The organism is Palleronia marisminoris, assembly GCF_900172315.1.
In the GTDB taxonomy this organism is placed as follows: domain Bacteria; phylum Pseudomonadota; class Alphaproteobacteria; order Rhodobacterales; family Rhodobacteraceae; genus Palleronia; species Palleronia marisminoris.
The window spans coordinates 21,602-33,975 of the sequence record NZ_FWFV01000012.1; the positions used below are offsets into that span (position 1 = coordinate 21,602).

At 66.5% G+C, this 12,374-nt stretch carries 13 protein-coding genes; 7 read left to right on the forward strand and 6 right to left on the reverse strand.

Translation table 11 applies throughout. The features are described 5' to 3' along the window. Positions 1 to 86 precede the first annotated feature (86 nt). Positions 87 to 2,375, forward strand: coding sequence for a bifunctional salicylyl-CoA 5-hydroxylase/oxidoreductase (locus PAM7066_RS16110; RefSeq protein WP_085855248.1), 2,289 nt, complete (start codon positions 87 to 89; stop codon positions 2,373 to 2,375). Then, positions 2,372 to 3,121 carry an SDR family NAD(P)-dependent oxidoreductase gene (locus PAM7066_RS16115; RefSeq protein WP_085855249.1) on the forward strand — a complete coding sequence of 250 codons (750 nt, stop codon included), beginning with the start codon at positions 2,372 to 2,374 and terminating at the stop codon, positions 3,119 to 3,121. Before PAM7066_RS16110 ends, PAM7066_RS16115 begins: the two co-directional genes overlap by 4 nt. 13 nt (positions 3,122 to 3,134) lie before the next feature. On the opposite strand, the gene PAM7066_RS16120 is transcribed toward PAM7066_RS16115, so the two are convergent. From PAM7066_RS16120 to PAM7066_RS16140, 5 genes are read right to left on the reverse strand one after another with little or no spacing between them, the layout of a single operon-like run. Then, on the reverse strand, positions 3,135 to 3,821 hold the full coding sequence (locus PAM7066_RS16120; RefSeq protein ID WP_085855250.1) for an ABC transporter ATP-binding protein: 687 nt from the start codon (positions 3,819 to 3,821) through the stop codon (positions 3,135 to 3,137). Beyond that, entirely contained in the window at positions 3,821 to 4,570 is a 750-nt protein-coding gene (locus PAM7066_RS16125) for an ABC transporter ATP-binding protein (RefSeq protein ID WP_085855251.1), read from the reverse strand. Before PAM7066_RS16125 ends, PAM7066_RS16120 begins: the two co-directional genes overlap by 1 nt. After that, positions 4,567 to 5,508, reverse strand: a complete 942-nt coding sequence (locus tag PAM7066_RS16130) for a branched-chain amino acid ABC transporter permease (protein WP_245749730.1) — start codon at positions 5,506 to 5,508, stop codon at positions 4,567 to 4,569. Before PAM7066_RS16130 ends, PAM7066_RS16125 begins: the two co-directional genes overlap by 4 nt. 44 nt (positions 5,509 to 5,552) lie before the next feature. Continuing rightward, a complete protein-coding gene (locus tag PAM7066_RS16135; RefSeq protein WP_085855253.1) occupies positions 5,553 to 6,470 on the reverse strand; it encodes a branched-chain amino acid ABC transporter permease in 918 nt (305 codons plus the stop codon). A gap of 32 nt (positions 6,471 to 6,502) precedes the next feature. Then, positions 6,503 to 7,693 carry an ABC transporter substrate-binding protein gene (locus PAM7066_RS16140; RefSeq protein ID WP_090929490.1) on the reverse strand — a complete coding sequence of 397 codons (1,191 nt, stop codon included), beginning with the start codon at positions 7,691 to 7,693 and terminating at the stop codon, positions 6,503 to 6,505. Between PAM7066_RS16140 and PAM7066_RS19060 the strand changes: the two genes are divergently transcribed. The 5 genes from PAM7066_RS19060 to PAM7066_RS16160 all read left to right on the forward strand — a co-directional run bounded on the left by PAM7066_RS19060 (position 7,686) and on the right by PAM7066_RS16160 (position 12,060). Beyond that, entirely contained in the window at positions 7,686 to 7,850 is a 165-nt protein-coding gene (locus tag PAM7066_RS19060; protein WP_175484702.1) for a hypothetical protein, read from the forward strand. The two genes, PAM7066_RS16140 and PAM7066_RS19060, sit on opposite strands and share 8 nt — an antisense overlap. A gap of 173 nt (positions 7,851 to 8,023) precedes the next feature. Continuing rightward, a complete protein-coding gene (locus PAM7066_RS16145) occupies positions 8,024 to 8,425 on the forward strand; it encodes a MarR family winged helix-turn-helix transcriptional regulator (protein ID WP_245749729.1) in 402 nt (133 codons plus the stop codon). Then, positions 8,422 to 9,222, forward strand: a complete 801-nt coding sequence (locus PAM7066_RS16150; protein WP_245749728.1) for an enoyl-CoA hydratase family protein — start codon at positions 8,422 to 8,424, stop codon at positions 9,220 to 9,222. Before PAM7066_RS16145 ends, PAM7066_RS16150 begins: the two co-directional genes overlap by 4 nt. Beyond that, positions 9,222 to 10,385, forward strand: a complete 1,164-nt coding sequence (locus tag PAM7066_RS16155) for an acyl-CoA dehydrogenase family protein (protein ID WP_085855255.1) — start codon at positions 9,222 to 9,224, stop codon at positions 10,383 to 10,385. The genes PAM7066_RS16150 and PAM7066_RS16155 overlap by 1 nt, the downstream gene beginning before the upstream one ends. A 4-nt stretch (positions 10,386 to 10,389) precedes the next feature. Beyond that, complete coding sequence (locus PAM7066_RS16160; RefSeq protein ID WP_085855256.1) at positions 10,390 to 12,060, forward strand: AMP-binding protein; 1,671 nt, start codon at positions 10,390 to 10,392, stop codon at positions 12,058 to 12,060. Between the two features lie 6 nt (positions 12,061 to 12,066). On the opposite strand, the gene PAM7066_RS16165 is transcribed toward PAM7066_RS16160, so the two are convergent. After that, positions 12,067 to 12,306: an Lrp/AsnC ligand binding domain-containing protein gene (locus PAM7066_RS16165; protein WP_085855257.1), complete on the reverse strand. Its 240-nt coding sequence runs from the start codon at positions 12,304 to 12,306 to the stop codon at positions 12,067 to 12,069. Positions 12,307 to 12,374 lie beyond the last annotated feature (68 nt).

A 12,374-nucleotide genomic window follows, 5' to 3' on the forward strand; every position in this document is an offset into this window, starting at 1 on the left:
CGAAAACTTCAAGCCTAAAGGTTTAGGCTTGAAATGATGCGGAGGCGGTGAGACATTCGAACCGGATCACCGGAACGGAGCGTTCGATGAAGACCGTCTGTCTTGGCGGCGGCCCCGCCGGCCTCTATTTCGCCATCAGCCTCAAGCTCCGCCAGCCGGATTGGCCGGTCACGGTGATCGAGCGCAATCGCGCGGACGATACCTTCGGCTGGGGCGTCGTGCTGTCGGCCGAGACGCTGGACAATCTTCAGGCAAACGACCCCGCCAGTGCGCGCCTGATCCGCGACCACTTCGCATATTGGGACGACATCAAGGTCATCAAGGATGGCACCGAGATCACCTCCACCGGCCACGGCTTCTGCGGGCTGGGACGCAAGGCGATGCTGATGCTTCTCCAGGACCGGGCGCGCGAGTTGGGCGTCGATCTGCGGTTCGAGACCGAGGTGGACGACATCGACGCTCTGCGCCGGGACTACGACCTGGTGGTCGGGGCGGATGGCATCAATTCGAAGACCCGCACGCGCTACGCTGACGCTTTCGAGCCCGAGATCGACCGGCGTGCCTGCAAGTTCGTCTGGCTGGGCACACACGCGAAGTTCGACGACGCCTTCACCTTCATCTTCAAGAAGACCGAACACGGCTGGATCTGGGCTCATGCCTACCAGTTCGACTCCGACACCGCGACGTTCATCGTTGAATGCGCCGAAGAGACGTGGCGGTCCTTCGGGTTCGACAGGATGGACCAGGACCAGATGATAGAGATCTGCGAACGGGTATTCGCCGAGCATCTGGGCGGGCACGACCTGATGTCGAACGCCAAGCACCGGCGCGGATCGGCCTGGATCAATTTCGACCGGGTCCTGTGCAAGACATGGCACCACGAGAACGTCGTGCTGCTGGGGGATGCCTCGGCCACGGCGCATTTCTCGATCGGTTCGGGCACCAAGCTGGCGCTGGAATCTGCGATTGCCCTCGCCGACCTGGTGTCGAAGGAGCCGACGCTGGACACCGCCTTCTCCAAGTACCAGGACGAGCGCCGTCTGGACGTTTTGCGCCTGCAATCGGCGGCCCGAAACTCGACCGAGTGGTTCGAGGAGGTCGAGAGGTATCTCAACCTCGACCCGGTGCAGTTCAACTATTCCCTGCTGACGCGGTCGCAGCGGATCAGCCACGAAAACCTGCGCCTGCGCGACCCGAAGTGGCTGCGCGAAGCGGAAGAGTGGTTCCAGAACCAGGCCGGCGCCAACGGCGTGCATCGCGCCCCCATGTTCGCGCCGTTCCAATTGCGCGACATGCGGCTGAAGAACCGGATCGTGGTGTCGCCCATGGCACAGTACAAGGCGGTGGACGGCTGCCCGACCGACTGGCACTTCGTGCACTACGCCGAACGCGCAAAGGGCGGGGCGGGACTGGTCTATACCGAAATGACATGCGTCAGCGCCGAAGGCCGGATCACGCCGGGCTGCCCCGGTCTCTACGCGCCGGAACACGAGGCCGCGTGGAAGCGCCTCGTCGATTTCGTCCATGCCGAGACCGACGCGAAGATCTGCATGCAGATCGGCCATTCGGGCCGCAAGGGATCGACGCAACTCGGATGGGAGGCGATGGACGCGCCCTTGCCACAGGGCAATTGGCCCCTTCTATCGGCCTCGGACGTGCCTTGGTCCGACGGCAACGCGATCCCCAAGGCAATGGATCGCGACGACATGGTCCGCGTGCGCGACGAGTTCGTCGCGGCCACGGAAATGGCCGGGCGCGCCGGATTCGACATGGTCGAACTCCACGCTGCCCACGGCTACCTGATCTCGTCCTTCATCTCGCCGCTGTCGAACCAGCGCAGGGACGAATACGGCGGATCGCTGGAGAACCGGATGCGATATCCGCTCGAGGTCTTTCAGGCGATGCGCGCCGTCTGGCCCGAGGGCAAGCCGATGTCTGTCCGGATCTCCGCCACCGATTGGGCGGGCGAGCACGGCGTCGACCGCGACGAGGCCGTCGCCATCGCGCGGATGTTCCACGAGGCGGGCGTCGATATCGTCGATGTCTCGGCCGGGCAGACCAGCGCCGAGGCCAAGCCCGTCTATGGCCGCATGTTCCAGACGCCATTCTCGGACCGCATCCGCAATGAGAGCGGGATTCCCACCATGGCGGTCGGCAATATCTACGAGCCCGACCACGTGAACTCGATCCTGATCGCCGGGCGCGCAGACCTGGTCTGTCTTGCCCGCCCGCACCTCGCCGACCCCTACTGGACGCTTCACGCCGCCGCGGCCCTCGGCGACGAAGACACCGCGTGGCCCCTGCCCTACCTGCCCGGGCGCGACCAGATGCGGCGCCTTGCCGAGCGGGGCGAGGGTTTGGGGATCCGAGTATGACGGATCTGAAGGGAAAAACTGCCCTTGTCACCGGCGGCGGCGGCGGGCTCGGGGCGGACCTTGCGCGCGGTTTGGCCGAGGCAGGCGCCGATGTCTGGATCGCCGGGCGGAGCGGCGCCCCCCTGAGCGCACTTGCCGAGCGCCACGACCGCCTGCACCCCGTTGTTGCAGACGTGACGGACGAGGCCTCCGTCCGGACCATGTTCGACCAGACCGGCCCCTGCGACATCGTGATCGCAAATGCCGGGGCCTCGACCAGTGCGCCATTCACCCGGACCGACCTGTCGACATGGCAGAGCATGATCGACGTGAACCTGACCGGCGCATTCCTGACCCTGCGCGAGGGAGCGATCCGGTTGGAAGGCTCGGGTTGGGGCCGGTTGATCGCGGTGGCGTCCACCGCCGGGCTCAAGGGCTACGGCTACGTCTCGGCCTATTCCGCGGCCAAGCATGGCGTGATCGGCATGGTCAGATCGGCGGCCCTGGAACTGGCGCGGACCGGCATCACGGTGAACGCCCTGTGTCCCGGATTCCTCGACACAGAGATGACCGAGCGCTCGGTCGCCAACATTGCCGAGAAAACCGGCATGAGCCCCGAGGACGCACGCGCCAGCCTCGAGAAGATGAGCCCCCAGCGGCGTCTGACGCGCCCCGAGGAGGTCACGGCCGCGCTCATGTGGCTGTGTGGTCCGGGCTCTGAAGGGATCACCGGCCAGACCATCGCCGTCGCCGGGGGCGAAGTCTAAACCACCCGCCGGTTCAGACGTGCAGGAAGCGGTCCTTCACCTCGGGGGTCGCGAGGATCTCGGGAGTGGTGCCAGTCCAGACGACGCGGCCCTTCTCGATCACCACGTGCCGGTCGGCAAATCGCGTCAGCGCGTCCACGTTCTTGTCGATCACGAGGATCGCCTCGCCCTCGGCCTTGATCCGGGTCAGGCAGGCCCAGATGTCCGCGCGGATCAGCGGGGCCAGCCCTTCCGTCGCCTCGTCCAGCACGACCAGCCGCGGGTTGGTCATCAGGGCGCGGCCGATGGCCAACATCTGCTGCTCTCCGCCCGAAAGCTGATTTCCCATGTTGCGGCGCCGCTCGTGAAGGCGCGGGAACAGGTCGTAGATGCGCGCGAGATCCCATTTTCCACGTCGCGCGGTGGCGCGAAGGTTCTCTTCCACCGACAGGGTGGGAAAGATCTGCCGCCCCTCGGGCACGAGGCCAAGCCCGGCCAGCGCCACACGATGCGGCTCGGCACCGGTCAGGTCGTCGCCGTCGACGCTGACCCGGCCGCCGCGCGGCTTCAGCATGCCGAAGATCGACTTGATCGTCGTCGTCTTGCCCATGCCGTTGCGGCCCAGAAGGGTCACGACCTCGCCCTGCCGCACCGTCAGGTCGATGCCGAACAGGATGCGGCTTTCGCCGTAGGCGGCTTCCAACCCTTCGACTTCCAGCATCAGGCGCTCTCCTCTTCGCCCAGATAGGCGGTACGGACCGCGGGGTCGGACCTGACCTCGTCCGGCGGGCCGGACGCGACGATCTGGCCGTAGACCAGCACGGAGACACGGTCGGCGAGCGCAAAGACGGCATCCATGTCGTGCTCGATCAGCAGCATCGTGAAGCGGCCCTTCATGGCCGCGAGCCGGGCAACGAAGGCGTCGGCCTCTTCGCCCCCGACGCCTGCCAAAGGTTCGTCCAGCAGCAACACCTGCGGCTCGGTCGCCAGCGCGATGGCCAGTTCCAGCCGCCGATGCTCGCCATGGCTGAGCGCGCTGGCCCGCACGCCGGCGCGGTCATCGAGCCCAGCCTCGCGCAGGGTCGCCATCGCCGCGCCGTTCAGGCCCGTGTCCTCCGCCGCCGGCGCGAAGAACCGGAAGCTCGACCCGCGGCGCGCCTGCACCGCCAGCGCCACGTTTTCCAGCACCGTGAAGGCAGGCAGGATCTGGGTGATCTGGAAGCTGCGGGCGAGCCCCATGCGGACCCTCTGCGGCATGGGCATGCGGGTGATGTCGCGCCCGTCCAGCGTGATCCGCCCGGAATCGGGACGCATCTCACCGGAAAGCTGAGCGACCAGCGTCGTCTTCCCCGCGCCATTGGGACCGATGATCGCGTGAAGCTCGCCCGGGGCGACATCCAGCGACACGTCGTCGGTCACCTTCAGCGCGCCGAAGCTCTTGCACAGATTGGTCACCTGCAGCCGGCTCATCGGCGCGACCCCTTGATCTGCTGGACCAGCCCGGTGATGCCGCGGGGCGAGAAAAGAACCATCAGAACCAGGAATATGCCGAAATACAGCCGCCAGTGCTCGGTCACGGCGCCAAGGAACTCTTCGAGCAGCAGCGCGGCGACCGCGCCGCCGATGGCGCCCGACAATGTACCGATGCCGCCCAGTACGACCATCACGATCAGCTCACCCGAGCGGTGCCACGACATGAAGGCGGGCGAGACGAACTGCGCCTGGTTGGCCAGCACCACCCCCGCCACCGATGTCAGGCAGCCCGAGATGACGAAGGCGGTCAGCTGGTAGCGGAACGGCGGAAAACCGATCGCCTGCATCCGCGTACGGTTTTCTCGCAGTCCCGTCAGAACCCGCCCGAAGCGCGAGCGGACGATGAGGTGGCACAGCGCAAACAGACCCATCAGCAACCCGAGCGTCGCGTAGTAGAACACCGTGTTGCTGCGCAGAAGGTCCATTCCGAACAGGGTGGACCGCTGCGACAGCGCATATCCGTCATCGCCGCCGTAGGCCGAAAGCGATGTGAAGAAGAAGAACGCCATCTGGCCGAACGCCAGCGTGATCATGATGAAGTACACGCCCCGCGTCCTGAGCGAGATGGCTCCCGTGACCAGCGCGAACAGCGCCGAGACCGCCATAGCCGCCAGGATCTGGAGCGCGATGTCGTGGATTCCGAAACTCGACAGGACCGCCACCGCGTAGGCGCCGAACCCCAGATACGCGGCATGACCGAAGGACACCATGGCCCCGAACCCAAGGATCAGATCCAGCGCCATGGCGGCGATGGCATAGGCCAGTATTCGCGTGCCGATCAGGATCAGGAACGGATCGTCTAAAGCGATCACCACAGGCGGGAACAGCGCGAAGAGCGCGAAGAGAACCAGCGCCACCTGCACGCGCGCCGACATGGCGGAAGGGCGGCCAGCGGTCCCGGTCAATGCCGCGTCCGTCATCAGCCGCGCCCCCCGAACAGGCCGTCGGGTTTCACGCAGAGCAGTGCCGCCATCAGGATGTAGATCAGCATCGGCGCCAGCATCCGCCCTGCCTGCCCCGCCGCCGACGGATCGAGCACCGATCGCAGCAGGATCGGCCCGAACACTCCGCCCAGCGTATCCACCACCGCGACCAGGATGGCGCCCAGGAACGCGCCGCGGATCGATCCGATGCCGCCGATGACAACGACCACGAAGGTCAGGATCAGGACGCTCTCGCCCATTCCGGTATCGACCGACAGGATCGGCGCCACCAGCGCACCCGCGATACAGGCCAGCACCGCGCCCAGCGTGAAGACGATCGCGAAGAGCTTGCCGATGTCGATGCCCAGCGCCGAGACCATCGCCCGGTTGGTCGCACCCGCCCTCAGCAGCATCCCGATGCGGGTGTGATTGATGACAAGATACAGCCCCCCCGCCATCGCTAGCCCGGACGCGATGATCGCGATCCGGTAGACCGGGTATTGCAGCGGTCCCATCAGCGGAACGGAGCCCGACAGAAGCTCGGGCATCGGCACCGCCAACGGGGACGTGCCCCAGACGATCTTGACCGCCTCATTGGCGATCATCACCAGCCCGAAGGTCGCCAGCACCTGGTCCAGGTGGGACCGGTCATAGAGCCTTCGGATCACCACCAGCTCGAGGATCAGGCCCACGGCGATGGCGGCGGGGACCGTCAGCAGAAGCCCCCACCAGAAGCTGCCCGTCATCGCCGCGAAGGTGGCGATGAAGTAGGCACCCACCATGTAGAGGACGCCGTGGGCCAGGTTGACGACGTCCATGATCCCGAACACCAGCGTCAGCCCCGCCGCGATCAGGAACAGAAGCACGCCCAGCTGCAGCCCGTTGAGAAGCTGAAGCACGAGAAGGTTCATCATGGTCGTCGTCTTTCGCTCGGATTGCGCCGGGATCACTCCATCGTGCAATTTTCGGCGTAGGTGTCGACGTAGTCGTCGAAGATCTTCTCCCTGACTGAAGTGGCGTAGAGACCGTCGTCGCGCTTCACCGCCTCGACCAGGTAGAAGTCCTGGACCGGGAAGTTGTTGACGCCGAACGAGAAGTCGCCGCGAGGGCTGTCGAAGTCGGCCTCTTTCAGGGCGGCGCGCAGGGCGTCGCGGTCGGTCAGGTCGCCTCCGACCTTCTCGACCGCGCTGTCGATGAGCTGCGCCGCGTCATAGGCCTGCATCGCGTAGGTGCCGGGAACGTGGCCGTATTCCTCGATATATTCCGACACGAATTCCTCGTTGGCGGCGTTGTCCAGATCGGGCGCCCAGTTCGCGCCGCCCAGAAGCCCCAGCGCCGCGTCCTGCGTGGCCGGCAGCGTCGTTTCGTCCACCGTGAAGGCCGACAGGAACGGGATCGAGGACAGACCCGCCTGATCGTACTGCTTCACCAGGTTCACGCCCATGCCGCCCGGCATGAAGGCGAACAGCGCGTCCGGCTGGAACGCGGCGATCTGCGCCAGTTCGGACGAGAAGTCGAGCTGCCCCAGTTCCGTGAAGACCTCGCCCGCAGTGCCGCCGGTGTAGGAGTTCTTGAACCCGGCAAGGCTGTCCTTGCCCGCCTGGTAGTTCGGCGCCATCAGGAACACGTTCTGGAAACCCTGCTTCTGGGCATAGGCACCCATGACCTCGTGGTTCTGGTCGTTCTGGTAGGAGGTCGCGAAGAAGTTCGGGTTGCATTGTGCCCCTGCGAAGTCCGACGGCCCCGCGTTGGGCGAGATCAGGATCGTGCCAGACTCGGTCACCGGCTGGTGGATCGCCACCGCGATGTTCGAGAAGATGGGCCCGACCACGAAATCGACGTTCTCGCGCTGCACCAGTTCGCGCGCGTCGTCGGCCGCCTTGTCGGGCCGCTGCTCGTCGTCGATCACCACGATCTCGGTCTCGACGCCGCCCAATTCGCCGATCCGGTCGGCGGCCAGCATGAAGCCGTTGCGCGCCTGCTCGCCCAAGCTCGCGGCCGGACCCGAGAGCGTGAGGATCAGCCCGATCTTCAGCACGTCGTCCTCGGCCGAAGCCGGAACGTCCTGCGCCGCGGCTGCGGTCGCCAGGCAGATGGACAAGGTGGTCGTGGCGAGAAGGTTGGTCTTCATGGTCATGATCGTCTCCCGTGTTGGTCATGGGCCGCGCCGTCTGCCGGGCGTCGTGCCGTGTTTTGCGATCAGTGCGGGAAAGGCCCCGCGCAGCAAGTCTCAATCGTCGTTTTCGTCGCGACAAGGCGTCGGTGTGGCACCGGATACCGTCATCCTGAGCTAAGCCCATTGTTGCTTCAAGCTCAAACATTTTTTGCTTGAACCAAATTTGGGCGACGCCTAGCCTCGTCTGGAGCGGGGCAGAAGAAGGCGGTGGCGGTGCAGCAGGCAGGGACAGAGTCCACGGCAAAGCTTGGGGGCGAGGCATCCAAGGCCCGTCTGCGGCTATGGCTGAGATTGCTGAAGCGCACCCGCGGCGTCGAAACGGTCTTGCGCGACCGGCTCAGGACCGACTTCCAGACGACCCTTCCCCGCTTCGACGTGATGGCCGCGCTGGCGCGCAGCGAGGCCGGACTGAAGATGAGCGCGCTGTCGGGTGTGCTGCGCGTGTCGAACGGCAACATCACCGGCATCGTCGATCGCCTGGTCAAGGACGGCATCGCCATCAGGGTACAGGTGCCCGAAGATCGCCGCGCTTCGCTGGTCCGCCTGACCCGAAAGGGTGCCGAGGAATTCGCCCGCCAGGCAGAGGCGCACGAGGCATGGGTGTCCGAGCTGCTGTCGGATTTCCCTGCCGACGAGGCCGAGGCGCTGGCCGCCCACCTCAAGACCGGCTGCATCGGGGAGGAACCCGAGTGAGAACCGACACCGAACACTTCCGCTGCGAGATCGAGGACGGCATCGCCACGCTGCGCCTCGATCGTCCCGACCGGAAGAACCCCCTGACCTTCGACAGCTATGCCGAACTGCGCGACTGGTTCCGCGCCCTGTCCTACGACGACAGCGTCAAGGCGGTGGTCTTCGGCTCGAATGGCGGGAACTTCTGCTCGGGCGGGGACGTGCACGACATCATCGGCCCGCTGACGAAGATGAGCATGAAGGAGCTGTTGGCCTTCACCCGCATGACCGGCGACCTGGTCAAGGCGATGCTGGGATGCGGAACGCCCATCATCGCCGCGGCCGATGGCGTTTGCGTGGGGGCCGGCGCGATCATCGCCATGGCCTCGGATCTGCGCATCGCCACGCCCGAGGCCAGGACGGCGTTTCTCTTCACCCGCGTCGGGCTTGCCGGCTGCGACATGGGTGCCTGCGCGATGCTGCCGCGCATCATCGGCCAGGGGCGCGCGGCGGAACTTCTCTATACCGGCCGCACGATGAGCGCCGAGGAAGGCGCCGCGTGGGGGTTCTGGAACCGCCTCGTGCCGGCCGCCGAGCTGGACGATGCGGCCCGGGACTTGGCCGCCCGGATCGCGGCTGGCCCGAACTTCGGGCACATGATGACCAAGACGATGCTGAACCAGGAATGGTCGATGTCGCTGGATCAGGCCATCGAGGCCGAGGCGCAGGCCCAGGCGATCTGCATGCAGACCGCGGATTTCACCCGCGCGTTCGAGGCGTTCGCCGCCAAGGAAAAACCAGCTTTCGAGGGGGATTGATGCCCGACCGCTCGTATCTTGACTGGCCGTTCCTCGAGGCCCGCCACCGCGACCACGCCCGCGCGCTGGACGCTTGGGCGGACGCGCTGCCCGCCATCGACCACGCCGATACCGACGCCGCCTGCCGCGACCTCGTGCGCCGGCTGGGCGCCGACGGATGGCTGGGGCCGACCGCCATCGACCCAGCCGAACCGCAACCGTTGGACGTGCGCACGCTCTGCCTCAGCCGCGAGACCTTGGCGCGCCATGACGGTCTGGCCGATTTCGCCTTCGCCATGCAGGGGCTGGGGACCGGGGCGCTGTCGCTTTTCGGCTCGGACGCCCAGCGGGGCGAATGGCTTCCCCTGACGCGCGCGGGCGACGCGATCTCGGCCTTTGCGCTGACCGAGCCGCAATCGGGCTCGGATGTGGCGAACTCCGCCATGACGGCCCGCGATGATGGCGACGCCTGGGTGCTCGACGGCGAGAAGACCTGGATCTCGAATGGCGGGATCGCCGACGTCTATACCGTCTTTGCCCGCAGCGAGGACGCGCCGGGCGCCCGCGGCCTGTCGGCCTTCGTGGTGCCGGCCGACACGCCCGGCCTGCACATAGCCGAACGGCTCGAGACCATCGCGCCGCATCCTTTGGCCACGCTCCGTTTCGACGGGGCGCGCGTGCCGAAGGCCGCGCTGATCGGCGAGCGCGGACAGGGCTTCAAGATCGCCATGTCGGTGCTGGACGTGTTCCGCACCACCGTCGCCGCCGCGGGCCTCGGGTTTGCCCGGCGCGCACTGGACGAGTCGCTTCTGCGCGTGCGGGAACGCCATGTGCAAGGCAAACCGCTGGCCGAGCTTCAGATGGTCCAGGGCCACATCGCCGACATGGCGCTGCGCGTGGATGCGGCCGCGCTTCTGGTCTACCGCGCCGCCTGGGCCAAGGATTCCGGCGCCCCTCGCGTCACCCGCGAGGCGGCGATGGCCAAGCTCTACGCCACCGACGAGGCGCAGAAGGTCATCGACGCGGCGGTTCAGCTTCATGGCGGCGACGGCGTCAGATCCGGCTCGGTAGTCGAACGGCTGTACCGCGAGATCCGCGCCCTGCGGATCTACGAGGGGGCCTCGGACGTGCAGAAGGTCATCATCGCACGCCAGACGCTCGACCTCGCCCGGCAGAGCGGATGACGTCATGGGGCAAATCAGGGGGGATGTTACGGTGACGCTGCAAGGTTCTGAGACTGCCCTCGGCCCGTCGGCCCACGTGGATACCTTCACGCGGGACAACCTGCCCCCGCCGGAGCAATGGCCCGATTTCCTGCTGGACGGGTTCGACTATCCCGACCGGATCAATGTCGGGGTCGAGCTGACGGACGCCATCGTCGCGCGCGGCCTGGGCGACCGCACCGCGCTGATCGGCAACGGGCGGCGGCGCACCTACAAGGAACTGTCCGACTGGACCAATCGCCTCGCTCACGCGCTGGTCGACGATCTGGGCGTCCGGCCCGGCAACCGGGTCCTGATCCGCTCGGCCAACAACCCGGCCATGGTGGCCTGCTGGCTGGCCGCGACCAAGGCCGGCGCCGTGGTGGTCAACTCGATGCCGATGCTGCGCGCGAAGGAGCTTGGGCAGATCGTCGACAAGGCCGAAGTGGAATTCGCACTCTGCGACACGCGGCTGATGGACGAGTTGGTGACCTGCGCCAAGACCAGCGGATACCTGAAGAAGGTGGTGGGCTTCGACGGCACCTGGAACCACGATGCCGAACTGGATCGGCTGGCGCTGAACAAGCCCGTCCGCTTCGACGCGGTGCCGACCGGGCGCGACGACGTTGCGCTGCTGGGCTTCACCTCGGGCACCACAGGATCGCCCAAGGCGACGATGCACTTCCACCGCGACATCCTGATCATCGCCGACGGCTATGCGAAGGAGGTGTTGGGGGTCACGTCCGACGACATCTTCGTCGGCTCTCCGCCCTTGGCTTTCACCTTCGGATTGGGCGGGCTTGCGGTATTTCCGCTGCGCTTCGGGGCCGCGGCCGCGCTGCTCGAGAACGCGTCGCCCCCCAACATGGCAGCGCTGATCGAGGAGTATCGCGCCACCGTCTCCTTCACCGCACCCACCGCCTACCGCGTGATGTTGCGTGCCATGGAGGACGGCGCCGACCTGTCGTCGCTTCGGGCCGCGGTCTCGGCGGGCGAGACGCTGCCCGCCCCGGTCTACGAAGAGTGGATGGCAAAGACCGGCAAGCCCATGCTCGACGGCATCGGCGCGACCGAGATGCTGCACATCTTCATTTCCAACCGCTTCGAGGACCACCGCCCCGCCTGCACGGGCAAGCCTGTGCGGGGCTATGAGACGCGCGTGCTGGACGAGGACGGCAACGAGGCGCCCCGCGGCATGGTCGGGCGCCTGGCCGTGCGCGGCCCGACCGGCTGCCGCTACCTCGCCGACGAGCGACAGGGCGACTATGTGCAAGACGGCTGGAACGTGACCGGCGACGCGTTTTCGATGGACGACGACGGCTATTTGCATTTTGCCGCCCGCAACGACGACATGATCATCTCGTCGGGCTACAACATCGCGGGCCCCGAGGTCGAAGCCGCGCTTCTCGCCCACCCCGCCGTCGCCGAATGCGCGGTCGTCGGCCAGCCGGACGAAAATCGCGGCGCGATCGTCGCGGCCTACGTCGTTCCGGCCGAGGGGCACGACCCAGATGATGCGCTGGTCAAGACGCTGCAAGAGCACGTGAAGGCGACCATCGCCCCCTACAAGTATCCGCGCGCCGTCACCTTCATCGACGCGCTTCCCAAGACGCAGACCGGCAAGGTGCAGCGCTTTCGCCTCAAGCAGGGCGACTAGAGCGGCTCAGAACGCCTTGAAGGTCAGCGTGGTGAGGCTGCGCTCGATATCTTCGATGTCGAGGAAATTGTCGTTGATGAAACGGCCCACATCCTGCCCCTCGGGAATGTAGACCTTCATCAGCAGGTCCCAATCGCCGCTGGTGGAGTAGAGCTCCGAATGAAGCTCCTTCAGCGCGAGCGCATCGGCGACGCGGTAGGTGCTGCCGGGCCGGCACCGCAGGTGGATGAAGACACAGTTCATCATGGTCGAGGCTTGTCCCGTGATCGAGGCTGGGGCGAGGCCCGATCCGACGCCGTTTCCGGCAGTTTGTC

Excerpts from the sequence above, each read along its gene's own strand:
- PAM7066_RS16140 (WP_090929490.1), bottom strand. The coding sequence starts at position 7,693 with ATGACCATGAAGACCAACCTTCTCGCCACGACCACCTTGTCCATCTGC.
- PAM7066_RS16125 (WP_085855251.1), bottom strand. The coding sequence starts at position 4,570 with ATGAGCCGGCTGCAGGTGACCAATCTGTGCAAGAGCTTCGGCGCGCTG.
- PAM7066_RS16155 (WP_085855255.1), top strand. The coding sequence starts at position 9,222 with ATGCCCGACCGCTCGTATCTTGACTGGCCGTTCCTCGAGGCCCGCCAC.
- PAM7066_RS16115 (WP_085855249.1), top strand. The coding sequence starts at position 2,372 with ATGACGGATCTGAAGGGAAAAACTGCCCTTGTCACCGGCGGCGGCGGC.
- PAM7066_RS16110 (WP_085855248.1), top strand. The coding sequence starts at position 87 with ATGAAGACCGTCTGTCTTGGCGGCGGCCCCGCCGGCCTCTATTTCGCC.
- PAM7066_RS16135 (WP_085855253.1), bottom strand. The coding sequence starts at position 6,470 with ATGATGAACCTTCTCGTGCTTCAGCTTCTCAACGGGCTGCAGCTGGGC.
- PAM7066_RS19060 (WP_175484702.1), top strand. The coding sequence starts at position 7,686 with ATGGTCATGATCGTCTCCCGTGTTGGTCATGGGCCGCGCCGTCTGCCG.
- PAM7066_RS16120 (WP_085855250.1), bottom strand. The coding sequence starts at position 3,821 with ATGCTGGAAGTCGAAGGGTTGGAAGCCGCCTACGGCGAAAGCCGCATC.
- PAM7066_RS16160 (WP_085855256.1), top strand. The coding sequence starts at position 10,390 with ATGGGGCAAATCAGGGGGGATGTTACGGTGACGCTGCAAGGTTCTGAG.
- PAM7066_RS16130 (WP_245749730.1), bottom strand. The coding sequence starts at position 5,508 with ATGTCGGCGCGCGTGCAGGTGGCGCTGGTTCTCTTCGCGCTCTTCGCG.
- PAM7066_RS16165 (WP_085855257.1), bottom strand. The coding sequence starts at position 12,306 with ATGATGAACTGTGTCTTCATCCACCTGCGGTGCCGGCCCGGCAGCACC.